Source organism: Promicromonospora noduliphila, from assembly GCF_056951025.1.
On sequence record NZ_CM167806.1, the window covers coordinates 4086463 to 4109770 of the forward strand.

The 23308-nt window shown below is 71.9% G+C and carries 21 protein-coding genes; 13 read left to right on the forward strand and 8 right to left on the reverse strand.

Annotated elements, in window-relative coordinates:
- Positions 1–145: 145 nt before the first annotated feature.
- Positions 146–703 (reverse strand): hypothetical protein, encoded by a 558-nt coding sequence (locus AC0QU1_RS17905; protein ID WP_483571195.1) that lies wholly within the window; start codon positions 701–703, stop codon positions 146–148.
- A 364-nt stretch (positions 704–1067) separates the two neighbouring features.
- Between AC0QU1_RS17905 and AC0QU1_RS17910 the strand changes: the two genes are divergently transcribed.
- The 7 genes from AC0QU1_RS17910 (at position 1068) to AC0QU1_RS17940 (ending at position 8350) form a co-directional block, all read left to right on the forward strand.
- On the forward strand, positions 1068–1853 hold the full coding sequence (locus tag AC0QU1_RS17910; RefSeq protein WP_483571197.1) for an aquaporin: 786 nt from the start codon (positions 1068–1070) through the stop codon (positions 1851–1853).
- Positions 1854–1874: 21 nt separating this feature from the next.
- The gene (locus tag AC0QU1_RS17915; protein ID WP_483571199.1) at positions 1875–3587 is read left to right on the forward strand and encodes an FAD-dependent oxidoreductase; all 1713 of its coding nucleotides are present in this window, start codon (positions 1875–1877) and stop codon (positions 3585–3587) included.
- A gap of 75 nt (positions 3588–3662) precedes the next feature.
- On the forward strand, positions 3663–4109 hold the full coding sequence (locus AC0QU1_RS17920) for a GbsR/MarR family transcriptional regulator (protein WP_483571201.1): 447 nt from the start codon (positions 3663–3665) through the stop codon (positions 4107–4109).
- Positions 4106–5350 carry a glycosyltransferase gene (locus AC0QU1_RS17925; RefSeq protein ID WP_483571203.1) on the forward strand — a complete coding sequence of 415 codons (1245 nt, stop codon included), beginning with the start codon at positions 4106–4108 and terminating at the stop codon, positions 5348–5350. Before AC0QU1_RS17920 ends, AC0QU1_RS17925 begins: the two co-directional genes overlap by 4 nt.
- 55 nt (positions 5351–5405) lie before the next feature.
- Complete coding sequence (locus tag AC0QU1_RS17930; RefSeq protein ID WP_483571205.1) at positions 5406–6695, forward strand: trypsin-like peptidase domain-containing protein; 1290 nt, start codon at positions 5406–5408, stop codon at positions 6693–6695.
- Between the two features lie 182 nt (positions 6696–6877).
- Positions 6878–7432 carry a redoxin family protein gene (locus AC0QU1_RS17935; protein WP_483571207.1) on the forward strand — a complete coding sequence of 185 codons (555 nt, stop codon included), beginning with the start codon at positions 6878–6880 and terminating at the stop codon, positions 7430–7432.
- Between the two features lie 15 nt (positions 7433–7447).
- Positions 7448–8350: a cytochrome c biogenesis CcdA family protein gene (locus tag AC0QU1_RS17940; protein ID WP_483571209.1), complete on the forward strand. Its 903-nt coding sequence runs from the start codon at positions 7448–7450 to the stop codon at positions 8348–8350.
- A 60-nt stretch (positions 8351–8410) separates the two neighbouring features.
- Here AC0QU1_RS17940 and AC0QU1_RS17945 read toward each other — a convergent pair whose 3' ends face one another.
- Positions 8411–8797 (reverse strand): PAS domain-containing protein, encoded by a 387-nt coding sequence (locus AC0QU1_RS17945; protein ID WP_483571211.1) that lies wholly within the window; start codon positions 8795–8797, stop codon positions 8411–8413.
- Between the two features lie 201 nt (positions 8798–8998).
- Here AC0QU1_RS17945 and AC0QU1_RS17950 point away from each other — a divergent pair, with 201 nt between their 5' ends.
- Both AC0QU1_RS17950 and AC0QU1_RS17955 read left to right on the forward strand, forming a co-directional pair.
- Positions 8999–9397: an ArsR/SmtB family transcription factor gene (locus tag AC0QU1_RS17950; RefSeq protein WP_483571213.1), complete on the forward strand. Its 399-nt coding sequence runs from the start codon at positions 8999–9001 to the stop codon at positions 9395–9397.
- Positions 9394–11280, forward strand: coding sequence for a heavy metal translocating P-type ATPase (locus AC0QU1_RS17955; RefSeq protein WP_483571215.1), 1887 nt, complete (start codon positions 9394–9396; stop codon positions 11278–11280). Before AC0QU1_RS17950 ends, AC0QU1_RS17955 begins: the two co-directional genes overlap by 4 nt.
- A gap of 34 nt (positions 11281–11314) precedes the next feature.
- On the opposite strand, the gene AC0QU1_RS17960 is transcribed toward AC0QU1_RS17955, so the two are convergent.
- The 4 genes from AC0QU1_RS17960 to AC0QU1_RS17975 are packed head-to-tail and all read right to left on the reverse strand — an operon-like array spanning position 11315 to position 15559.
- Positions 11315–12490, reverse strand: coding sequence for an adenosine deaminase family protein (locus AC0QU1_RS17960; protein ID WP_483571217.1), 1176 nt, complete (start codon positions 12488–12490; stop codon positions 11315–11317).
- Between the two features lie 31 nt (positions 12491–12521).
- Positions 12522–13349 (reverse strand): carbohydrate ABC transporter permease, encoded by an 828-nt coding sequence (locus AC0QU1_RS17965; RefSeq protein WP_483571219.1) that lies wholly within the window; start codon positions 13347–13349, stop codon positions 12522–12524.
- Positions 13346–14296: a carbohydrate ABC transporter permease gene (locus tag AC0QU1_RS17970; RefSeq protein ID WP_483571221.1), complete on the reverse strand. Its 951-nt coding sequence runs from the start codon at positions 14294–14296 to the stop codon at positions 13346–13348. Before AC0QU1_RS17970 ends, AC0QU1_RS17965 begins: the two co-directional genes overlap by 4 nt.
- Positions 14297–14332: 36 nt before the next feature.
- Complete coding sequence (locus AC0QU1_RS17975; RefSeq protein ID WP_483571223.1) at positions 14333–15559, reverse strand: sugar ABC transporter substrate-binding protein; 1227 nt, start codon at positions 15557–15559, stop codon at positions 14333–14335.
- Between the two features lie 220 nt (positions 15560–15779).
- Between AC0QU1_RS17975 and AC0QU1_RS17980 the strand changes: the two genes are divergently transcribed.
- The 3 genes from AC0QU1_RS17980 to AC0QU1_RS17990 all read left to right on the forward strand — a co-directional run bounded on the left by AC0QU1_RS17980 (position 15780) and on the right by AC0QU1_RS17990 (position 18015).
- On the forward strand, positions 15780–16232 hold the full coding sequence (locus tag AC0QU1_RS17980) for an Hsp20/alpha crystallin family protein (RefSeq protein ID WP_483571225.1): 453 nt from the start codon (positions 15780–15782) through the stop codon (positions 16230–16232).
- A 251-nt stretch (positions 16233–16483) separates the two neighbouring features.
- A complete protein-coding gene (locus AC0QU1_RS17985; protein ID WP_483571227.1) occupies positions 16484–17185 on the forward strand; it encodes a TetR/AcrR family transcriptional regulator in 702 nt (233 codons plus the stop codon).
- Positions 17182–18015, forward strand: a complete 834-nt coding sequence (locus AC0QU1_RS17990) for a class I SAM-dependent methyltransferase (protein WP_483571229.1) — start codon at positions 17182–17184, stop codon at positions 18013–18015. The genes AC0QU1_RS17985 and AC0QU1_RS17990 overlap by 4 nt, the downstream gene beginning before the upstream one ends.
- On the opposite strand, the gene AC0QU1_RS17995 is transcribed toward AC0QU1_RS17990, so the two are convergent.
- On the reverse strand, positions 18003–19196 hold the full coding sequence (locus tag AC0QU1_RS17995; protein WP_483571231.1) for a DUF418 domain-containing protein: 1194 nt from the start codon (positions 19194–19196) through the stop codon (positions 18003–18005). The genes AC0QU1_RS17990 and AC0QU1_RS17995 overlap by 13 nt on opposite strands.
- Positions 19197–19276: 80 nt before the next feature.
- On the opposite strand from AC0QU1_RS17995, the gene AC0QU1_RS18000 reads away from it, so the two are divergent.
- A complete protein-coding gene (locus AC0QU1_RS18000) occupies positions 19277–19876 on the forward strand; it encodes a TetR/AcrR family transcriptional regulator (RefSeq protein WP_483571233.1) in 600 nt (199 codons plus the stop codon).
- Positions 19877–20173: 297 nt separating this feature from the next.
- Here AC0QU1_RS18000 and AC0QU1_RS18005 read toward each other — a convergent pair whose 3' ends face one another.
- Positions 20174–23020 (reverse strand): Ig-like domain-containing protein, encoded by a 2847-nt coding sequence (locus AC0QU1_RS18005; protein WP_483571235.1) that lies wholly within the window; start codon positions 23018–23020, stop codon positions 20174–20176.
- Positions 23021–23308: the final 288 nt, after the last annotated feature.

A 23308-nucleotide genomic window follows, 5' to 3' on the forward strand; every position in this document is an offset into this window, starting at 1 on the left:
TCCTTTCGGTGCAGGACGGCGGGCAGTGCAGGACGGCGAGCGCTACGGGGGCTGCGGGCGGTGCGGGACTGCGGGCGGTACGGGACGCACACATGCCGCCGCGGACAGTGCGGGGAGGACGGCGCGGGCCGCCCTCCCCGCCCGGTCAGGAACGCTTGAGCGGCACGGTCTCGGAGAGGACCGGCGCACCGCCGTTCACGGCCACGTCGAACGACAGCAGGTAGGTGCCGGTGCCGCTGAAGGACCAGGTGAGGTCCTCGTGCCCGGACCCGTCCAGCACCAGACCGCCGGAGGCGCTGGTCTTGCTGGCCGAGAAGCTGCCCGCGGCACCCGTGCCCGAGACCGTCCCGCCCGTGCTGGCCGAGCCGAGGACGTTCGGCTCGAACTCCACGTCGAGGACGCCGCACGACGCCCCCGGCTCGACCGTGAAGCCGACCTCCGGCCCGCTCGTGCCCGTGAAGGTCAGCCAGTCACCCGCGGGCAGCTCCACCTCCTCGCCGCCGACGTGCTCGTGCACGTGCACCGCGACGTCCGACACCTCGCCGAACGCGTCGCACTCGACCTCCGCCGCCACGTCGAAGTGACCCGACGTGCGATCCGCCGCGGCAGCGGGCGCCGCGAGCGCGCCGGCCATCCCGGCGGCCGCACCCATCGCGACCAGCGCCGTCGCGATCCGACGCCCGGTCTTTCGCTCGATCATCATCTGGTTCTCCTCCATCTCTCCGGCCGCCACCCTGACGACCGGAACTCTTGTTCCTCAGGTGGTCGGTACCTGGCGGCGCACGGGGCGCGACGCGACGGAGCCGAGCAGCCGCGTCGCTGCAGCTCCCGGTACAGGGCGTGGCGGACCGTTCGGCGCGCGCCCAATCCCGGACAAATGAGAACGATTCTCACGCATGGGAGGAGTGAAACAGGAGTGAGAATCATTATCAATAGACGATCGGCAAGTTCACCCTCGCGGCCACGGATCGCCCGCCGCCCGGTGCTCAACCGCGCGCCGGCGAGATTGCGCGCTGCATCGACGACTGTCAACATAGAAGAATGTCGATACACCGAGGGTCTCGGCGATGACCGCCGAGGTGCCCGCGCGTACCGCACGGCCCGTCCCGTGTGATCCCACGACGCCGCGCGCCGTCGCCCGGCCGGCGCTGTGGCGGCGCGCGGTCGCCGAGGGACTGGGGACCGGGCTTCTGGTAACGGCCGTGGTCGGGTCCGGGATCGCGGCTCAGCGGCTCTCGCCGGACGACGTCGGACTGCAGCTGCTGCAGAACAGCCTGGCCACGACACTGGGGCTTGCGGTGCTAATCGCCGTGCTGGGCCCGGTCAGCGGCGCGCACCTCAACCCGGTGGTGACGGTCGTGGACTGGTTCACCGGCCGACGGACCGGCTCCGGGGTGTCGGCCGGCCAGGGTGGCGCCTACGTCGTCGCGCAGGTCGCCGGTGGGATCGGCGGTGCCCTGCTGGCCAACGCGATGTTCGACGTCCCGGCGGGCCTGTCCACCACCGAGCGGGCGACCGGCCCGCACCTGCTGGCCGAGACGGTCGCGACCGCCGGGCTGGTCCTGGTGATCCTTGGGCTGGCCCGTTCCGGGCGCACCACGTGGATCCCCGCATCGGTCAGCGCGTACATCGGTGCGGCCTACTGGTTCACCAGCTCGACGTCGTTCGCCAACCCCGCCGTGACCGTCGGGCGCCTGTTCAGCGACACGTTCGCCGGGATCGCGCCCGGCTCCGTGCTGCCGTTCCTGGCGGCCCAGGTGGTCGGCGGAGCCGTGGGCGTGCTGGTCACCGCCGCCGTGTACCCGCAGGCGCCGACCCGGCCCACCGACCGTCGCGTACCCAAAAACCGCTGATCGACCGGAGGAAGACACCCCATGAGCACCTCGCCGTCCTTGAAGATCGTCGTCGTCGGGTCGGTGGCGGCGGGCACGTCGGCGGCCGCCAAGGCGCGTCGCAACACCGAGACCGCGCGGATCACCGTGTACGAGCGCGACCACGACATCTCCTACTCCGGGTGCGGCCTGCCCTACTACGTGGGCGGTGAGGTGCCGGACATCGACGAGCTGACCCCGCGCGATGCGGCCTGGTTCAAGGCCCGGTACGACGTCGACGTCCGCACCGGGCACGAGGTCACCGCCCTCGCCCCGGCAACCCGGACGATCACAGTGCGCGACCTGGCCACGGGGACCACGTTCGAGGACACCTACGACGAGCTCGTCCTGGCCACCGGCGTGCGCAGCGTCGTCCCGCCTCTCCCCGGCGTGGACCTGCCCGGTGTGTTCACCGTCCGCACCCCGTCCGACGCGCGCGCGATCCGCGACTGGATCGAGACCCGCCAGGTGCGCCGCGCTGTCGTCGTGGGCGCCGGGTACATCGGCCTGGAGATGACCGAGCAGCTCACCAGGCGCGGCATCCAGGTGACGGTGATCGAGGCCCTGGAGCACGCCATGCCCCGGATGGACGGCGACATGTCCGCCCGCGTCGACGCGGAGCTGCGCCGCAACGGCGTCGAGCTGCTGCTGAGCGAGCGGGTGGCCGCCATCGAGGGAAACATTGAGGGAGACCTTGAGGGAAACATGGCCGACGGCGGGGTGACGGGCGTGCGCATCGGCTCACCGGACGGCGACGTCGTGGCGGCCGACCTCGTGATCGTCTCGGTGGGCGTGCGGCCCAACCTGGAGCTCGCCCTGCAGGCCGGGGTGCGGATCGGCCCCACGCACGCGATCGCCGTCGACAAGCAGGGCCGTACCAGCGTGCCGCACGTCTGGGCCGTCGGGGACGTCGCCGAGTCGTTCGACCTCGTCACCGGCAGGCCGACCTGGGTTCCCCTGGGCTCGACCGCGAACAAGACGGGACGCATCACCGGCGACGCGATCACCGGCGGCGCCCTGGAGCACCGGGGCATCCTCGGCACCTCGATCGTCCGGGTCTTCGACCTCGGCGTCGCCCAGACCGGGCTCACCGAGGCCCAGGCCCGCGCGGCCGGGTACGACGTCGAGGTGCTGCACAACATCAAGCCCGACCGGCCCGAGTACCTGGGCGGCACGCCGCTGCTGATCAAGGCCGTCGCCGACCGCGCCACCGGACGGCTCCTGGGCGCCCAGGCGATCGGCGCCTCCGGAGCGGACAAGCGCATCGACGTCCTGGCCACCGCCATCACCTACGGCGCCGACGTCGCCGACCTGTTCCACCTCGACCTGGCCTACTCCCCCACCTACGCCACCACCAAGGACCCGGTCCACTACACCGGCATGGCCCTAGACAACGCGATCCGCGGTCGCGCGCCCCTGATCACCCCCGCACAACTGGAACGGCACCGGACCGACGGCGAGAAGGTCCAGATCGTGGACGTGCGCTCGGCGAAGGACCGCGCCAAGGGGTACGTGGACGGCTCCGTCCACATCCCGCTCAAAGAGCTGCGCACCCGCGCCGACGAGCTCGACCCGGCCGTGCTGACCGTGACCTACTGCAACAAGGGCGTCACCGGTAACGCCGGGCAGAACGTGCTGCGCAACCTCGGGTTCGCCCACGTCTACAACCTGTCCGGCGGCCACCAGAACTACCAGGCCTGGGCCGCGGCCCACTGAGGATCGCCGTCGCGCGACTCCGGTCAGTCCCACTTGTTTGTTCGGAACGTCCCGAACAGACGGTACACTCGGCCCATGAGCGCGATCGAGGACTTCACCGAGGAGGCGGGGCTGTTCTACGAGCGGCTCGGCCTGAGCCGCACCGCGGGCCGCGTCGTCGGGCACCTGCTCGCGGCGGAGGACGACGGCGCGGACGCCCCCGGCCTGTGCGAACGGCTCGCCGTGGCCAAGAGCAGCATGAGCGTGGCGCTGCGCCAGCTCGAGCAGTCCGGAATGGTCGAGCGGTTCCGGCGGCGCGGCGAGCGGCGGGACCGGTACCGCCTGACCGAGGACGTCTTCGGCCGGGCGTTCCGCGCCAAGATGGCCGAGTTCGACGCGTTCCAGCAGCTCGCGGCCCGTGGCCTGGCCGCGGTGGGCGACAACCCGCGCCGGCGCAAGCGGCTGGAGAACATGCGCGACATGTACGCCTTCATGGCGGACCGCTTCCCGGCGCTCCTGGACGAGTGGGAGGCGTCGCGATGAGGATTCTCCTGGTGACCACGGGCAGCCGCGGCGACGTCGAGCCGTTCGCCGCGCTCGCCGCCGGGCTGGCCCAGGCGGGCCACGAGCCGCTGCTGGCCGCGCCACGGCGCCTGACCGCCGATGCCACCGCGCGCGGCCTCCCGGTCGCGCCGCTCGACGACAGCATCTTCGAGCTCCAGGAGGAGGTGGCGGGCAAGGGGGCACGCGCTGCGGTGACGGCAGCCAGGTCGGCGCTCCCGCTGCTGCGGCGCTGGCTCGACGACCTGGCCACCCTGACCGACAGCGGCGCCGACGCCGTCGTCTACGCCCCCAAGTCGCTCGGCGCCCCGCACCTGGCCGACCGGCTCAGGGTCCCCTCGATCGCCGCGCTGCTCATCCCGGTGTACAGCCCGACAGCGCGGTTCCCGTCGCCGCTGGCCCCGGTCCGGCCGCCACGGTTCCTCAACCGGGCGAGCTGGCGCCTGGCAGGGCTCACCGAGGCGCCGTACCGGCGCATGGTCCGCACCTGGCGGTCCGAGGCGCTCGGCCTGACCGGCCCGGCACCGAGCCTCACCGAACGCATCGCGCACGACGGCGTCCTGCACGCCTGGAGCCCGCACCTGCTGCCGGCGCCGGACGACTGGCCGGCAGGCCTGGCCCCGACGGGCTTCTGGACGATCCCGCCGGGCGACGACTGGACACCACCGGCGGCGCTGACCCGGTTCCTGGAGGCCGGCGAGCCGCCCGTGTACGTCGGGTTCGGCAGCGCACTGGCCCGCGACCCCGACGCCTTCACGCGCACGGTGCTCGACGGACTGCACCGCTCCGGACGGCGCGCCGTGCTGGCGACCGGCTGGGGCGCGCTCCGGCCGTCGCGCGTGCCCCCGTCGGTCCACGTTCTCGACCAGGCGCCGCACGACTGGCTGCTGCCCCGCACGGCGGTCGCGGTGCACCACGGCGGCGTCGGCACGGTCGCCGCAGCGATGCGGGCCGGGATCCCGCAGGTGATCCGGCCGTTCCAGGGTGACCAGCCGTTCTGGGCGCGGCAGGCGCACCACGCAGGGATCGCGGCGCCGCCGCTGACCGGTACGTTCACCGCGTACCGGCTCGCCGCCGCCGTCGACGACGCGGCATCGAGGATCGGCACTGCGCGGGAGATCGCCGGGAAGGTAGGCCAGGAGGACGGCGTCGCCGCGGCCATCGCCAGGATCGAACGGCGCCTGGACGGCAGCACGCCGTCCATCCATACCAGCGGGGTATAGGCGTGGACCGAGATGGTCTTTCCGCGCGGGCAGCCTGCGATGCTGCACTGGCCGCATGGACGAGCACCCCACGGCAGAGATCGCACCCCGGCCGTTCGCCCTGCTCGGCGCGGCTGTGCTCGCGGCGCTCCTGCTGCTCACGACGACCGCGTGCACCGGCAGCAGCACCGTCACCGGCACCGAAGCCGAAGACAGCTCCACGCCGCCGCCGTCGGGCGAGGGCGAGGCCCTGCTGCCACGACTGCAGGACGGTGGCTTCACCATCGTCATCCGGCATGCGCAGACCGACCACTCCCAGCCGGACGAACCCACCGTGGACCTGGACGACTGCGCGACGCAACGCAACCTGTCGGACGCCGGCCGGGCGGACGCGCGGTCGATCGGCACCGCCGTCGAGCGGCTGGGCATCCCGATCGGCGAGATCTGGGCCAGTCCCTACTGCCGCAGCAGGGATACCGCTGAGCTGGCGTTCGGCCGGTTCGACGTCGTGGACGGCCTGGAGCGGCTCTACCCCGAGCGGGACGAGGAGGCCGACGGGCGGCTGAACCGGCTCATCCAGCAGGAGGCGCCGCGCCCCGGCGAACCCAATCTGATCATCGCCAGCCACGGTGTGTACCCGAGCGTTCTGGCGCCGCCGGTCGCGATCGGCGAGGGCGAGGCGGCCCTCTACGCCCGGGCCGGGGACGGGTTCACGCTGGTGGACCGGCTCGAACCAGACCAGTGGGCACAGCTCGGCACGGACACGGGCGGCACGGACACGGGCGGCGCGGACGCTGGCGGCTCGGACGCGCTGAGCGGGGGCGCGGCCCGGGTTCCCGACAGCGTGGTCGCCCTGGCGGGACCACGCGGCGGCTCCGCGTTCCGCGTCGCCGTACCCGGCATCCTCGTGACCAGCGCCCGGCAGGTGGCGGCAACCAGCGAGGTCACCCTGATCCACCCGGACGGCGGCAGGCTCACCGCCCAGGTGCTGGGACGCGACGACGACGTCGACATCGCCGCGCTCCGGGTCCACGACGACTCCCGCCTGCCGCCGCTGCACTCCCGTTCCGGACTGGCCGAGGCGAGCATCGGGGACCGGGTGTTCGCCGTCGGAGCCGAGGGCGAGGTGACCGCCGGCTCGCTCCGCACGCTGGACGAGCCCGTGACCCTGGCCGGCGGCGGCCGGCTGGAGGCGGTCGGCATCGACATGGACGTGCCGACGGCGAGCCTGGGCGGACCGCTCGTCGACGAGGCCGGCTCCGTGCTCGGCGTACTCACCGGAGCGGCCGGGACGACGGCGGGCGGCGTGGCGATCCCGGTCGACGTCGCCCGCAGCGCGGCGCTGGACATCGTCAGCGGTTCCTGACTTCATATTGCTGCGGTCGGCCGGGTGGTGAGAAGACTGCGGGCGGCGCTTACGGTCTTCTTACGGGGGCCCGTAGGCCAGCCGTGGTCTCTGTACGGATCGGTCCTGGTGGGTGATGGTTGCCAGGAGCGGGCACCATGCGCGTGCCGGCCCGTCGCCCTGGATGGAGTGGGATCGCCGTGATGCGTGGTCGAGGAACGCTGGCCGCCCTGGTGACGACGGGTGTGCTGCTGCTGGCAGGTTGCGCGGGCGGCGCGAGCACGCCGCCGGCGGACGACGCGGTCACGGCCGATGCCGGGAAGGCGGAGTCGGGCGCTGGCGCGGTGGAGCCGACGGGGTCGGTGCTCACGTTCACCGCCATGACCATCGACGGTGACGACTTCGCTGCGGCCGACCTGGCCGGCCGGCCGGCGGTGTTCTGGTTCTGGGCGCCGTGGTGCCCCATCTGCGTGTCCCAGGCCCCGGACGTGCTCGACCTGGCCGAGGAGTACGGCGATGACGTGAGCATCGTCGGGGTCGCCGGCCTGGATCAGCTCGCCGCGATGGACAACTTCGTCGAGATGACCGGCACCGGGGGCATCACTCATCTGAACGACGAGGACGGCGCGGTGTGGCGGCACTTCGGGATCACCGCGCAGAGCACGTTCGCCGTCGTCGACCAGAACGGCGTCGTGACGGACTCCGGCCATCTGAAGCCGGACGAGCTGACCGCCCAGGTCGCCGAGCTGGCCGGTTGAGGGCCGGGTCAGAAGGTGGACGGGCTGCCGGTCGGTCTGGCGCTGGTGGCCGGGATGGTCGCCGTGGTCAACCCCTGCGGGTTCGCGATGCTCCCGGCCTACGCGTCGATGCTGGTGATGGGGCACGACCAGCCGGACCGGTCCGTGGCTGTCCGGCGGGCGCTCGCCTTCGCCGGGGCGATGACGGCCGGGTTCGCCGCGGTGTTCGGACTGTTCGGGCTGCTGCTCACTCTGGTCTCCAACGTCGCAGCGGTCCAGCGGTACCTGCCCTGGTTCACCCTCGTGCTGGGCGTGCTGCTGGTGGGGCTGGGAGTCTGGCTGGTGGCCGGGCGAGACCTGCCGGGGCTGCGGATCGGCGGAATCCGTAGGCCGAAGCTGACCCGGTCGGCGTCGTCGATGGTGCTGTTCGGCGTCGCCTACGCGACCGCCTCGCTGAGCTGCACCATCGCGCCGTTCCTCGCCACGGTGGTGGCGAGCTTCAGGGCCGGTTCGGTAACAGGCGGCCTGGCCGTGTTCGGTGCCTACGTGCTGGGCATGGGCCTGGTGATCGTGGCGGTCTCGCTGGCGGTGGCGCTGACCCGGACGGCGATGGTGACCTGGCTGCGGCAGGCCGGCCGGATCGTGCCGCGGCTGGGCGGTGGCCTCATGGTCGTCGCCGGCGCCTACGTCGCCTACTACGGGTGGTATGAGATCCGGGTACTGCGCGACGGCGCGGTGGACGACCCGGTCATCGGGGCGGGGCAGGGCATCCAGCGTTGGCTGGTCGACGGCGTCGGCCTTCTCGGCGTCGGCGGGATGACGGCCCTGGTGGCCGTGCTGTTCGTGCTCAGCGGGCTACTTGCCCGGCGGCTGCACCGCAGGAGCCGCAGGACCGACGGCGCACCGTCAGGCTCGCGACGCGATGCCCGGGGTGCCTGACGGCGTCGTCACCCCTTGGGGGTGGTCCCGCCGGTGTCACGGGTCCCGAACCCAGGCGGGTCAGCGTGGGTGGCTGGTCTCGAGGCTGCGGGTGAGGTCGGTGAGGTAGCCGTCGAGCGCGACCACGACACCGTCGTCGTCCCGCTTGCCGACGATCAGGACGACACGTTCGAGACCGCCTGCGTCGACGATGCGGTAGGTGGAGGCGAACGGCCGGTCGGTCAGCCGGGCGTCTTCCAGGACTGACCGCAGGTGCTCTCTGTCGTCAGGATGGCTGTGGGCAAAGAACGTCGCCGAGGTCGGGGTCACCTCGAGCGGTTCGTAGCCGTGGATGCGATAGGTCTGGTCCGACCACCACCATCGCTCGGTGACCACGTCCATCCTGAACCGGCCGGCCGGAACGCGACCTCGGGACGACAGGACAAGGTCCGGCGGGTCGTCCTCCATGGGCTGGTTCATCGGACCTCCGTCGGCAGTTCGGCACCGTCGGCAATCCGGCGCCGCGCATGGCCTGTGCGCGACCACACTCTCAACATAGACGCAACCGGGCGGGGGAAGCGACAAGCCACCTCCCGCCCCCGATGCCCGGCTCGCGTGGTGCCCCTGCCCAGCTTGTCAGCCCGGCCCGCCAAGTCCTAGAGTCTGCGTATGCGTGAAGATACGAAGAGATGCACATTCGACGCCGAGAGCCAGTACGTGGATCTGGCGGCCGAGGTGTTCTCCCTGCTGTCGGACGCGACCCGGATCCGGATCATCCTCGCGCTGCGGGCGGGCGAGCTCGCCGTCGGCGAGCTCGCCGAGCGGGTGGGCAAGTCCCCCACGGCGGTGTCGCAGCACCTGGCGAAGCTGCGCTGGGGCAAGATCGTGCAGGCACGCCAGGAGGGCACGCGCGTGTTCTACAGCCTGATCGACGAGCACGCCCGGCAGCTCGTGACGCACGCGGTGTTCCAGGCCGAGCACGTCGTCGGCGGCGTGCCGGAGCACCACCTGGGCGACGGCCTGGGCTCTACCGCAAGCCCGGACGGCGAGACCGGGGCGGCTTCGTGAGCGCGCCGTCCGTGCCCGCCGTGGAGGCGGAGGCGACGGCGGCCGAGCCCGGCCTGTGGGCCCGGATCGATCGTGCCGACCTGACCCGCACCGGGTTCGTCGCCCTCTGCGCGGTCGCGGTGGCCCTTGGCGTGACCGGGCCCTGGCCGGCGGTGCCGGTCGTCGCGGTGGTCGGGCTCGTTGTCGGGTGCTGGCCGATCATGGCCGAGGCGTGGCACGACGTCCGGCACCGGCGCATGAGCATGGAGCTGTCGATGCTCATCGCGATCGTCGCGGCCGCGGCGATCGGTGAGTGGGTGACGGCGCTGGTGATCACCGCCTTCGTGCTGGCCGCCGAGATCCTCGAAGACCTCTCGATGGACCGCGGCCGCGATGCGCTGACCGACCTGATGTCGTTCCTGCCCGACACCGTCCAGCTCCGGGACGGCGACGGCACCAGCACCGTCCCGCTGGACGCGGTCCGTCCCGGTCAGGTCGTCGTGGTCGGCCCGGGCGGGCGCATCCCGGTGGACGGCGTCGTGGTCACCGGCCGGTCGACCGCGGACCAGTCCCGCATCACCGGGGAGTCGCTTCCGGTCGACGTCACCGTGGGCGACGAGGTGTTCGCCGGGTCCATCAACCAGGTCGGCGCCCTCGAGGTGCGCGCAGAGCGGGTCGGCGCGGACTCGTCCTACGGACGCATCGTCGAGGCCGTGCGGCAGGCGCAGGCCTCCGAGGCGCCCGTGCAGCGCCTGGCCGACCGCCTGGCCGCCTACCTCGTCTACCTCGCGCTGGCCGGCGCGGCCCTCACGTTCGTGATCACGCGGGACTGGACCGCGACGATCTCGGTGGTCGTCGTGGCGGGCGCGTGCGGAGTGGCCGCCGGCACCCCGCTGGCCGTCCTGGCCGCGATCGCCCGCATCGCCCGGGCCGGCGCGTTCGTCAAGGACGGCGCCCACCTGGAGGTGCTGTCGTCGGTCGACACGATCGTGTTCGACAAGACCGGCACCCTCACCACCGGGGCTCCCGCCGTCGTGGCCGTTCGGCCCGCGCCCGGGATCAGCGGCAACGAGCTGCTCGCGGTGACCGCGACCGCCGAGTCCTACTCGGAGCACCCGCTCGGCCAGGCGATCGTCGCTCACGCCCGCGCGGGCGCGGTCGAGGTCACCTCCCCGGACGAGTTCAGCTACCAGCCCGGCCGTGGGGTGACGGCGACCGTCGCCGACCGCCCGGTGGCGGCGGGCAACCGCGCCCTGGTGCCGGACGCTCCCGCCGCGATCGAGGGCCAGGACACTGCCACACCCGTGCACGTGAGCATCGAGGGCAGGTACGCAGGGACCATCCTCCTGGCGGACACGATCCGCGACACCGCCCGGGCCGCCGTGGCCGAGCTGCACCGGCGCGGTCTACGGACCCTGATGATCACCGGGGACCAGGAAGCCACGGCGCGCGCCGTCGCTGCGGAGCTCGGCATCGACGACGTCCGCGCCGGCCTGCTGCCCCAGGACAAGCTCACGGTCATCGACGCCGAACGCGCCGCGGGCCACCGGCTGGCGATGGTCGGCGACGGCGTCAACGACGCACCCGCCCTGGCCCGCGCCGACGTCGGCATCGCGATGGGCACCGGCACCCACATCGCCCAGGAGAGCGCTGACGTCGTGCTGATCAGCTCGGATCTGGAGGACCTGGTCCGCACCGTCCAGGTGGCCCGCCGCGCCCGCCGGATCGTCATGGTCAACTTCGCCGGCACCATCGCGATCGACCTGCTCGGCATGGCCCTCGCGGCGTTCGGCCTGCTCAGCCCGGTCGCGGCGGCGTTCATCCACGTGGGGAGCGAGACCGCCTTCATCCTCAACTCCGCCCGCCTCGTTCCCACCGGCCGCGCGCACACGCCACGGCGGTAACGTCCGCCGCGCGACCAGGCGTGATCCGGCCGGCTCACGCCCTCGCGCGGCGGCGGTCCGAAGCCGTCACGGCGGCGATCCCTGCCTCCAGCTCTGCGCGCAGCGCGGCCCGCTCGGCGCGGGGGAGAAATGCGGCGTCGACGGCGGTCCGTTCGGCCTGGGCGAACTCCGGCAGGTCCCAGCCGAACAGGTCGTGCAGGTGGCGCATCTCGGAGGAGATCGACGTGCGCGACATCATGCGGTTGTCCGGGTTGATCGTCACGGCGAAGCCCAGCTCCCGCAGCAGCTCCACGGGGTGGTTGGCGCGGCCGTCGACGACGTGCCGCGCGTTCGACGTCAGGCACACCTCGAGCGGGATGCCCCGGTCGATCACCCAGCGGGCCACGGGGCCCACCGTGAGCTCGGCGCGCCCGGCGGCGCGCGCCGCCGCGACGTCGGCCACGCACGTGCGCACGTCGAGCGGGACGCCGTTCAGCGACACGTCCTCGATGATGCGCACGCCGTGGCCCAGGCGGAGCGCGTGGGCGCGGTGCACGGTGTCGAAGACGCTGCGCAGGCCGTCGCTCTCGCCGGCGTGGATCGTGTAGGGCACGCCCGCCCGCTCCAGCTTCACGCACGCGTCCAGGTGGTCGACGACCGGCCACCCGCCCTCGGGTCCCGCGATGTCGAAGCCGACGACGCCGTCGCCGTACTTCTCGATCGCCACGTCGGCGACCTTCGAGCTGAGCCGGGTCTCGCGCATGCCGCACAGGAGCTGGCGGGCGGTGATCCGGCCACCGGCGGCGGCGATCTCGGCCTCGCCGTGGCGCAGCCCCTCCGCCACGGCGTCGACCGCGTCGGCCATGCTGAGGCCGCCCGCCAGGTGCTTCTCGGGGGCCCAGCGCACCTCGCCGTAGCGGACGCCGTCCGCCGCCGCCTCCCGGACCCACTCGCGCGCCACGCGGACGATGCTGTCGGCGTCCTGCATCAGCGACGTCGTGACGGCGAACCGGTAGTGCGGGTACGGCTCGGGCGGCTCCGTGATGACGCGGGCCATCCAGTCGCCGAGCACCGTGGCGTCGTCGTAGGGCAGGGTGACGCCCTGCGCGTCGGCGAGCTCGAGCATCGTGTCCAGGCGCAGCGAGCCGTCGAGATGGTCGTGCAGCGTGACCTTCGGGAACGAGAGGTAGGGCTCGTCCGGCTCCGACCAGGCCGGGCGGTCGAGGGGCATCACATGGTCCTTTCGTTCGAGCGCCGGGCGTTCACTTGCCGGCGCCCGCGCCGATGCCGGCCTGCACGTAGCGCAGGGAGAAGACGAGCAGCGCGATGGCGGGCAGGCTCGTCAGGAAGGACGACGCCATCACGGTGGACCAGTCGATGGTGGGCTGGTCGAGCAGGCGGTAGACCGAGAGCACCACGGGCTGCATGCCGCTCTCGGTGGTGAGGATCAGGCCGAACAGCAGGTCGCCCCAGGTGAAGATGAAGGCGAAGACCGAGGCCGTGATGACGGCGTTCCGGCTGAGCGGCAGCACGATCCGGGTGAGGCGCTGCCACAGCGTGGCGCCGTCGATGGTCGCGGCCTCCAGGACCTCGGAGTCGAGCGACACCATGAACGACCGCAGGACGATGATCGCCAGCGGGATGGCCGAGGTCGAGTTGGCGAGCACCATCGCAAGGTAGGTGTTGAGGATGCCGAGCGCCGAGAACATCGCGTAGAGCGCGTTCAGTAGGGTGATGCTCGGGACCATCTGTGCCACCAGGATCGCAAGCAGGGTCAGGTTGACGATCCGCCCGTCGAGCCGGCTGAGCGCGAACGCCGCCGGCACCGAGACGAGCAGCGTGACCAGCACGGTCAGCAGGCTGACGACGACCGAGTTGCGGATGCCGGGGAGCGTCGTGCGCAGGGCGAGCTCGTAGCTGCCGAGGTCGACGGAGGTGGGGATCCAGGACACGCTCACCGAGTTGACGTCCGGCTGCAGGGAGGCCGAGACCATCCAGTACACGGGGAACAGGAAGACGGCGAGGACGGCGACCCCGCCCAGCGTCCACAGCCACGCGCGGCGCGGGTTCGTGGCGTTCAGCGTGCTCATCCCCTGTCCTCCCCCCGGGTGGCGCGCGTGTACACGACGGCGAAGACGACGGTGATCACGAGCAGGATGTTCCCGAGCGCCGCGCCCGCGCCGAAGTCGAACTCCCGGAACGACCGGATGTAGCTGAGCATCGCGAAGGTCTGCGTGGAGTTGGCCGGCCCGCCGCCCGTGAGGATCAGCACGAGGTCGAGCAGCTTGAGCGAGCCGACGATGCCGAGCACCACGAGGACCGAGATCACGGGCCGGAGCTGCGGCAGGGTGATCGACCACACCCGGCGCCAGTAGCCCGCCCCGTCGAGCACCGCCGCCTCGTGCAGCTCGGCCGGCACACCCCGCAGGCTGGAGGACAGGATGGTCGCCGTGAACGGCAGCCCCGCCCAGATGTTCACCCCGATCACCGCCCAGATCGCGAGCGACGGCTCCGAGAGCCAGGCGGGCCCCTCGATCCCGAACAGACCCAGCACCTGGTTGAACGCGCCGTCCTCCTGGAGGATCCACCGCCACGTCGTCGCGGTGACCACCAGGGGGATGAGCCAGGACACCAGGATCACCGACGGCATCCACCGGTGGCCCGGGAAGCGGCGCTCGAAGTAGAGGGCGAGGGCCATCCCGCCCGCGAGCTGCCCGGCGAGCGAGAACACCGTGACGAGCACGGTGTTCCGCAGCGCCACCGAGAACAGCGGCGACGACAGCACGCCCGCGAAGTTGTCGAACCCGACGAACGGTGCGCTGCCGCTGATGAACGTGGCGGCGGTGAAGTCCGACATGCTCATGACCACGCCGTACCCGAGCGGGTAGGCGAAGAACACCGCCATGAAGACGAACGCGGGGGCCAGCAGCCACAGGTACCCGCGCCGCACCCGCCGGCCGAGGCCGGCGCGCCGACGGCGTCCGGCCGGCGCGACGGTGGGGGTGCGCTGCGCCGCCACCGCCGTGTCCGCGGTCATGACGTGCCCGGCCGTGAGATCTCGTACGCCATCCGGCTACTCCGACGCCGCACGCCGCAGGGCTTCCTCGGCCGACAGGTCACCGACGACGGCGTACTGGATGGCGTTGGCCAGCCGGGTGCTCGTCGTCTGCCACTCGCCACCGAGCTCGCCGCCCTGGTTGTACGCGTCCTCGACCGCCGACGTGAACGCCTCGACCGCGGGGACGTCGGCCTCCCACTGGGTGCCCACCGCGAGCCGGGCCGGGATGTAGTACTGGACCTCCGCCACCTCGAGCTGGTTCTCCGCGGCGAGGCGGCACTCGAGGATCTCGGCGGCCGCGGCCTGGCGCACCGGGTCTGTGACGGGGATCGTCCACTCGGAGGCGGTGATCGCCTGCCGGGACTCGCCGCCGTCGGCCGTGGGGTACGGAGCGAAGCCGGGCACCGCCTGCCCGTCCTCCGGCATGGCGGCCCACGGGCCGTTGACCGACATCGCCGCGGCGCCCGAGTCGTACTGGTCCTGGAAGTCCCAGCCCCAGTTGACCATCTCGGGCGACATGCTGCCGTCCGCGACGAGGTCCTTGTAGAGCTGGACGGCCGCGATCGTGCCGGGCGACTCGAAGTCGCCGGGGTCGCCGCCCGCGCTCAGGATGAAGCCGAGCAGGAAGAACGACGCGGCGCCGTCGGAGTTGCCGGGCAGGGCGATGCCGTACCGGTCGTCGGTGGTGAGCTCTGCGGCCTGGGCGCGGAGCTCGTCGAACGTGGTGGGTGGCGTGTCCACGAGCGAGGTGTCGTACTGCAGCGCGCCCACCTCGACGTGCGAGGCGAGCCCGTACAGCGTGCCGTCGTACCTGCCCATCTCCGCCGTCGAGTCCGCGAGGTCCTCCGGCGCGAGCCCGTACGACGCGAGATCGGTGAGGATGCCACCCTCGGCGTACTGCGGCAGGTCGCTGGAGGGCACCATGAGCAGGTCCGGCAGGCCGCCGGAGGCGCCGGCCTGCAGCACGAGCGTGCCGAACTCGGCGCTGGGGTAGGCCTCGGCCTTGATCGTCGCACCGATCTCCTCGGCGCAGGCGCTGAGCTGGTCCTGGTTCACCGTCATGAACGGTTCGTACGGGACGCCGGACCACATCGTGAGCTCGAGCCCCTCGAAGTCGGCGGGATCGACGTCGGCGTCCGGCGAGGCGGAGCCGCCGGTGACGCACGACGTCAGGGCGAGGGCGGCGAGGACGGCAGCGCCGGTGGCGCTGATCCGGGCGAGGGACCGGCGGGATGAAGCCATCTTGCTCTCCTTGCAGGGCGTGAATTTCCGCCATCCTGAAGGCGTCGCGTTTCGTTGCGCCTCGCGCGGGGTAACGGGAGAGTTACTACACGATGCGTGCTAGCACTCTTGGGTCGAGAGTGCTAAAACTGGTGGTGTAGCCGGACGGCGGTCCCGGCCGCCGTCGAGCGCCGCGGTCCTGGAGGGACCAGGGCCGCATCGTCGTAGGAGGTGATGCGCGATGGCTACCTACTGGGACCCGTTCCAGGAGATGGACCGGCTGTTCAGCTCGTTCGTCGGCAACGCACGACAGTCCGGCCTGCCGATGGACCTGTTCCGCACGGGCGACCACTACGTCCTGTCCATGGACCTTCCCGGCGTCGACCCGGGCACCATCGACGTCTCGGTCGAGGACCGGACGCTCACCGTGCGCGCCGAACGCACGCAGCGTTCGGGCGACGACGCGCAGTGGCTGGTCCGCGAGCGTCCCACGGGCACGTTCGCCCGGCAGCTCACCGTCGGCCGCGGGCTCGCGCTCGACAGCATCTCCGCCTCGTACGCCGACGGCGTACTCTCGCTGACGATCCCGGTCAGCGAGGATGCCAAGCCCCGCAGGATCGAGGTCGCGCACACCGCCGGCTCGACCGCCATCGGCCAGGGCTCGGCCGAGAGCCGGCAGACCATCGAGTCCTGACCACCGCTCGCTGCTACTGGCGGCTCCCCAAGGACACGACAGGCCCGGGGCGTCACGGCCATCTGGCCGTGATGCCCCGGTGCTCTGTCCGGCCACGCGTTCACTACCGCCGTCCCCCTGACAGCTCCCCCACACAACGCGCAGCACAAAGCCTCGACGTGCCCCAGCTCGGCGGACGCCGCTGACAGCACCCACCCGCGGAGCGGCATGAGCCTTGCCAAGCGACTGAGCGCCTGCTTAGTATGTTGAGCATGCGCTCAGTCACTCCCGACGACCCGGACGACATCTCCGCGGAGGACCTGTCGACCCGGGCCAGGATCCGCAACGTCGCCGTCGCGCACTTCGTCCGCGACGGCTTCGCGAAGGCGAGCACGCGGGCGATCGCCGCCGACGCCGGGGTGAGCATCGGCCTGGTCTTTCACCACTTCGGGAACAAGGCCGGGCTGCGCGCCGCGTGCGACGAGTACGTCCTGCGGACGACGACGAGGCGGGCCGGTGCGGCGGGCCGCCCCGAGATGATGCAGGGCCTGCTCGGCGAGTACCTGGCCAGCCCGGGCGACTACCAGCTCTTGGTGCAGTACCTGGGCCGCGCGATCCAGGAGGACTCCCCCCTGGCCACGACGGTGGTGGACGCCCTGGTGGCCGAGTCCGAGGCGGCGTTCCGGGCCGGATTCGCCGACGGCACCATGCGTCCGTCGTCGGACCCCCGCGCCCAAGCCGTCCTGGGGATCCTCCTGAGCCTGGCCGTGCTGACCATGCCGCCGGCCCTGGCGCGCGCCCTCGGTCACGAGGCCTTCGGACCGGAGGTCCTGCGCCGCCTGTCCGTGCCGACGATGGAGCTGTTCACCCACGGGCTCTACACCGACGACGCGCTGCTCAAGAACGCCGAAAAAGCATGGGCGCAAGCCGAAGAACGAGCGGAAGAACGAGCAGAAGAAGGCGGAGACGCATGAGCATCACCCTTCCGGAACTGACCCCCACCCAAGAGAGTCTGTTTATTACCCTCGGCATCGCGGCGCTCGACAGCCGCCTGCCGCAGCCGTTCCTCGGCGACCCGATGGCCCAGGAGATCCTGACGGCCACCGGGTACGAGCCGAAGTTCGCCCTGTTCAAGGGCGACCGGGGCGACCCGGAGGTCCAGACCTTCTCCGGCGCCATGCGGGCCAAGAGCGAGGACCGGGTGGTGGAGCGCTTCATCGCCGCCCACCCGGACGCGGTGGTGCTGGACCTGGGCACCGGGCTGGACACGCGGGCGTTCCGGGTCGACCCTCCGCCCACGGTGGACTGGTACGACATCGACTTCCCCGTGGTCATCGACCTGCGCCGGCAGCTCGTACCGGCGCGGGAAGGGGTGCACCTCGTGTCGGCGGACCTGGCCGAGCCCGGCTGGCTGGACGGCATCCCGGCCGACCGGCCCGCCATGATCGTCCACAACGGCCTGGTGCCGTTCCTCTCCCAGGCCGACCACGCGGCGCTGCTGCGCCGGCTGGTCGCCCACTTCCCCAGCGGGGAGATAGCCCACAACAGCTACACCCGACTCGCCGTCTGGACGTTCAAGCGCTTCTACGCTCCCGTGCCCGGTATCGGGTTCGACAACCCGCGCGCGCCCGAGCGCTGGGTGCCGGGCCTGAAGCTGGTCGAGGAGATCTTCAACGTCCGCCAGCCCGAGGTGGCCCAGCTCGCGAAGAAGTCACCGGCCTGGCGGTGGATGCTGCGCACGATCGCACGCAGCGACGTCCTGTCCCGCCACCTCGAGGCAGCGGTACTCCGCTACCGCTTCTGACCCCCGCTGAACGCCTGGGTTCGCGAGCCGTAGGTCATGCGGCGCAACAGCCACTCTGCCGGACCCTGCCGGAAGCCCGCACGACGCTGCAGCTCGGCCAGCAGGACCGTGACGAGCCAGACACCGAGGCCGAGACCGACCGCCTGGGCATCGGTCAGGCTCGACCCCAGGCCGAGGGCGTACGGCGGAACGATGATCGCCCAGGCCACCGACTGCAGCAGGTACGACGTCATGGAGCGCTGTCCGGTGGCCGCCAACGCCGTCACCACCGGTCCGGCCGAGCCACCGGGCCGTTCGCCGATCCGTCGGCTGACCAGGGTGATCGCCGCCGCGTACCCGAATCCGCCGGCGTACCCGGTCAGCAGGTGCAGCCACGAGACCCACAGGTCCCCGGCCTGGCCCGGCTGCCAGGCCTCGACGTCGACCAGTGCGGACGGAACGCCGCCGAGCACACCCAGCCCGATGCCGCCGTAGGCCACCTTGCGCAGCAGGGCGACGTGGTCGCCCGGGTTCTCCAGCAGCCGGCGGCGCGCCGCCCAGATGCCGACCAGGAACGGGAAGACCGAGATCATGATGAGCAGCGGTACGAACGCCGGGAGGATCGCGATCCGCACGATCGCGTCCGTCAGCGGATCGGTGATCGGCTCGCCGCTGCTCGCCGACGCGAACAGCGCCTCGCTGAGCACGGTGTAGGCCGCGCTGCCCAGGACCATCCAGACCAGGGCGTGCGTGAGCAGCTTCCGGTCGCCGAACCGGACCGCCACGACGTAGACGACGGCGATCACCCCGTACACCGCGATCACGTCGCCGAAGAACAGCAGCGCCGTGTGGGCGACGCCGATCGCGACCAGGCACCATCCGCGACGGCGCAGCAGGCTCCGGATCGCGGGCCACTGGATCCCGGCTGCCTCGCGGCGGTGGTACATCCGCGCCAGGCCGTAGCCGAACAGCGCCGCGAACATGGGGTAGCCGCGGTTCTCGGCGACCAGTGCCATCACCGCGGTCACCGCGACGTCCAGCGGCCCGCTCAGCGCATAGCCCTCGCTGGTGGTCGCGGTCCGGAACATATGGGCGTGCACCGTCGCGATGATCAGCAGCATGAACCCGCGCGCGAGGTCGGGCGCAAGAGACCGCTGGGTCGCGGGCAGCGCGCCGGTCATGGTGGGGCTGTCGGTGGGCATGCCTCGCTCCTCCAGCGATAAGATACGGATGCGTCTTCTCAGCGAATAAGATACGCGACCGTATCTCAGAAGGGAACCCTGTGCCGAAAGAGGGCCGAACTACCCGCCGGCGCGGTGACGACCTGGTCCACGCCATCTACGAGGCGGCGCTCACCGAGACAGCCGAAGGCGGGGTGGGGCGGCTGACGATGGAGGGCATCGCCCGGCGCGCCGGGACCGCCAAGACCTCGCTCTACCGCCGGTGGTCGACGCCGGAGGACATCGTGATCGAGGCGCTGTACCGGGTCTACCCGCGCGAGGAGCCGTCACCCGCGGCCGACGACCTGCGCGGAGACCTGATCGGTGCCCTGAAGCTGATGCGCGACAGCGTGATGAACTCGCAGTACGGCGCGGTGCTCGGCGCCCTGCTGGAAGAGTCGCGCCGCCGTCCCGACCTGCACGACCGCCTCTACCGAGAGGTCTTCGACCCGCGCGGCGGCCGCTTCACCCGGTCCGTCCTCGAGCACTACGCGCAGCACGGCCACGTGGACCCGGCGCGCCTGACACCCGTCGTCGTCGACATCGGCGAGGCGCTCCTGATCAAATACGCGATCGACAGCTTCGAACCACCGGACGACGACTACATCGCCGCGGTCGTGGACCAGGTGATACTTCCGGCCGTCGGGGCCACGAGCCGCTGACGCAATCTCCGCGAAGCGCCACGCACCTCGCGGAGAGAGGAACGGGGCACAAGCTCGCGACGGGCGCCGGAGCGTTATCCGGCCCAGCGCCACGCGGAACATCGCCGGCGTGTGGATCGCCGGGGAGCGCATCCGCCGACCGATGTCCGCCCGCACCGACGGGGCGCATGGTCAGAACTACACCGGTAGCCCCTCGCAACAACCTTGTCCGCAGCAGACACCCAGGGAGAGACCACCGACCGTTTGGTCAGATGGCCTCTCCGTGGGGGGTGCGGTTCCTCGGGGATCGCGGGCGGGTCAGGCGGCTCCCGCCCGCCGAGCCACGACGGCGCCTCGGCGCAGGCCGCGCACGCGGATCAGGCCCACACCGAGCAGGAGGCACAGCAGGCCGAGCACACTCGTGGCGACGAGGTCCGGCCCCGGACCGGTCGCCGCCAGCGAACCCGAGCCTCCGGCGCCGGCCCCGTCACCACCGGCCTCACCGCCGAGGTCGGCGCCGACCTCGAACGCCACGGGCACCGAGCGGTCCGAGATGTTGCCTGCCGGGTCGGTCTGCACCACGGCGATGGTGTGCGGACCCTCGCCCAGCGACGTGGCGGGCGTGAACGACCAGTTCCCGTTCTCGTCCACCACGGCGGTCCCGGCGGGTACGCCGTCGATGATGATCGTGACGGTCGCCCCGGGCTCGCCGGTTCCGGTGATCGTGGGCGTGTTGTCCGTGGTCGTGGAGCCGGGCGTGGGTGAAGTGACCACCGGCGTGGCCGGTGGCGTGGTGTCCACGGTGATCGCCACAGGCGGGTCGACCGGCCCGGAGACCGTCCCGTCGGCGTCGGTCTGGGTGGCGGTGATCTCGTGGTCGCCGTCGGACAGCGGGGTGGTCGGCGTGAACGTCCAGGTGCCGTCGTCACCCACCACGACCTCCCCCACGGGCTCGCCGTCGACGACGATCGTGACCGTCGCTCCCGGCTCGCCGGTGCCCTCGATCGTCGGCGTGCTGTCGTTCGTCAGGGTCCCGTCGGTGGGTGACGTGATCACCGGCGGCACGGGCGGTACCGCGTCGACGGTGACGGCGACGGGTTCGGAGGGGTCGGAGACGTTGCCGGCCGGGTCCGTCTGGGTAGCGGTGATCTCGTGGTCCCCCTCAGCCAGCGGGGTGGTGGGCGTGAACGTCCAGGTGCCGTCGTCGCCCACGACGACCGTCCCGGCCTCCTCGCCGTCGATCACCACCGTCACCGTGGCCCCGGGCTCCCCCGTACCCTCGATCGTCGGCGTGCTGTCATCGGTCCGGTCGCCGTCGGCGGGCGACGTGATCACCGGCGAGGCGGGCGCGGTGGTGTCGACGGTGACGGTCACCGGCTCGGAAGGGCCGGAGACGTTGCCGGCCCGGTCCGTCTGGGTGGCCGTGATCTCATGGTCACCATCGCCCAGTGGTGCCTCAGGCGTGAACGTCCACGTGCCGTCGTCACCTACGACAACGGTTCCCGCCTCCTCGCCGTCGATCACCACCGTCACCGTGGCTCCCGGCTCGCCCGTGCCCTCGACGGTGGGCGTGCCGTCGTTCGTCAGGTCCCCGTCGGCGGGCGACGTGATCACCGGCGGAGCCGGCGCCGTGGCGTCGATCGTCACCGTGACGGGCTCGGACGGCTCGGACGTCGCACCGCCGGCATCCGTCTGGGTGGCGGTGATCTCGTGGTCACCCTCGCCCAGTGGTGCCTCAGGCGTGAACGTCCAGGTGCCGTCGTCGCCCACGACGACCGTCCCGGCCTCCTCGCCGTCGATCACCACCGTCACCGTGGCCCCGGGTTCGCCCGTGCCCTCGATCGTCGGGGTGCTGTCGTCGGTCACGTCGCCGTCGGCGGGCGAGGTGATGACCGGCGGCTCGGGCGGTACGGTGTCGACGACGATCGTGACCGGGTCGCTCGGGCCGGACGTCGCGTCGCCGAGCTCCTGCGTCGCCGTGAGCGTGTTCTCGCCCTCGGCGAGCGGCGTGGTCGGCGTGAAGGTCCACGTGCCGTCGTCGGACACGACGGTCGTGCCGATCGGCGTGCCGTCGTCGAGCACCGTCACGGTCGCACCGGGCACCCCGGTACCGGTGACGGTGGGCGTCGCGTCGGCCACCAGATCGCCGTCCGCCGGGCTGGTGATGGCGGGCGGGACGAGCGCATCGCACTCGACGCCGCCCGTTGGCGCCGTGGCCGTGGCCGCGAGCGGCAGCAGGCCGAGGTCCAGGCTGGCGACCTCGATGCCGAACGGCCCGGTGATCGCCCCGGCCAGGTTCAGGAAGCTCAGCTCGCCGGATCCGGTCGCACCTGACGACGTATCCGTCAACTGTCCGACGGACAGGGTCAGATCGACGGCCAGGACGCCGAGGTCGAGGGAGATCGGGATGGACGCGCCGGCGGTCAGCACGATGGTCTCGCCGGCGATCGTCACCTCGACGGAGTAGTCGTTGGCGCTCACCGACCCGGTGGTGCCGTCCGACTGGGCGGTGATCTGCGGGGCGTCCAGCACATTGACCTGGACCAGGCCGTTGATCAGCGACAGCCCGGCGAGCGAGCCGGTCGCGGTGGACACCACGGAGCCGTCCTGCAGTTCGGTGGTGCCGCCGGTGCTCGCGGTGCCGAGGTCGAGCACGCTCAGGCCGATCCCGAGGAGCTGGAGGCCCACGTCCGCCCCGGCCACGGTGGTCTCCGACGTCGCGAGCGCAGTCCCGTCCGGCACGCAGGCGTAGTCACCGGCCCAGGCCGTGGCGCCCGTCGCCTGCAGCGCGTCGACCGTGAGCACGCCCGGGACACCGATACTGCCCAGACCGGCGTCGTAGCTGTCCTCGCCGGCGGCCGGGCCGGACTGCGCCTCGTCGCTCACCACGGGAACGTCGAGGCCGACGGCGCCCACCGAGACGTTCGCCGACTCGGCGTGCGAACGAGGCTCGGCGGCGCTGTCGACGTCGGTGGCCGAGTGGGCGACGGCCGCCTCGACCTCGATCGCGTCGACGATCGAGAGGCCGAGCGACAGGATGTCGCCGGAGGTGCTCCCGCTGTACGTGGCGGGCAACGGCGCGGCGTGCGCCGTCGTCGGCACTGTCACGAACAACGGGGCGGCGAGCAAGACGACCGCAGCGGCCGACAGCCTACGCAGGGACATGCGAATTCCTTCCGCCAAAAAATACACCGGTAGAACTTCGGGCCATACCCTGGCACCGCGATGACCGGGCGGCGACTGCGAACAGGACGATTCGGACCGCGCTTTCCTCTCGCGACGGGCCCCGCGCGACAAACGGCCAGGAAACGCGGCCATCTCCCGACTTTTCGTATGGCGAATTCCGTACCGCACAGGTCCGGAGAAACGGATCCGCGACGGCCAAACCGCCACGGGCGGGCCGCCGCCCCAGGCCCATGGACAAGGTCATCGCCACATGTCAATGCATCAAAT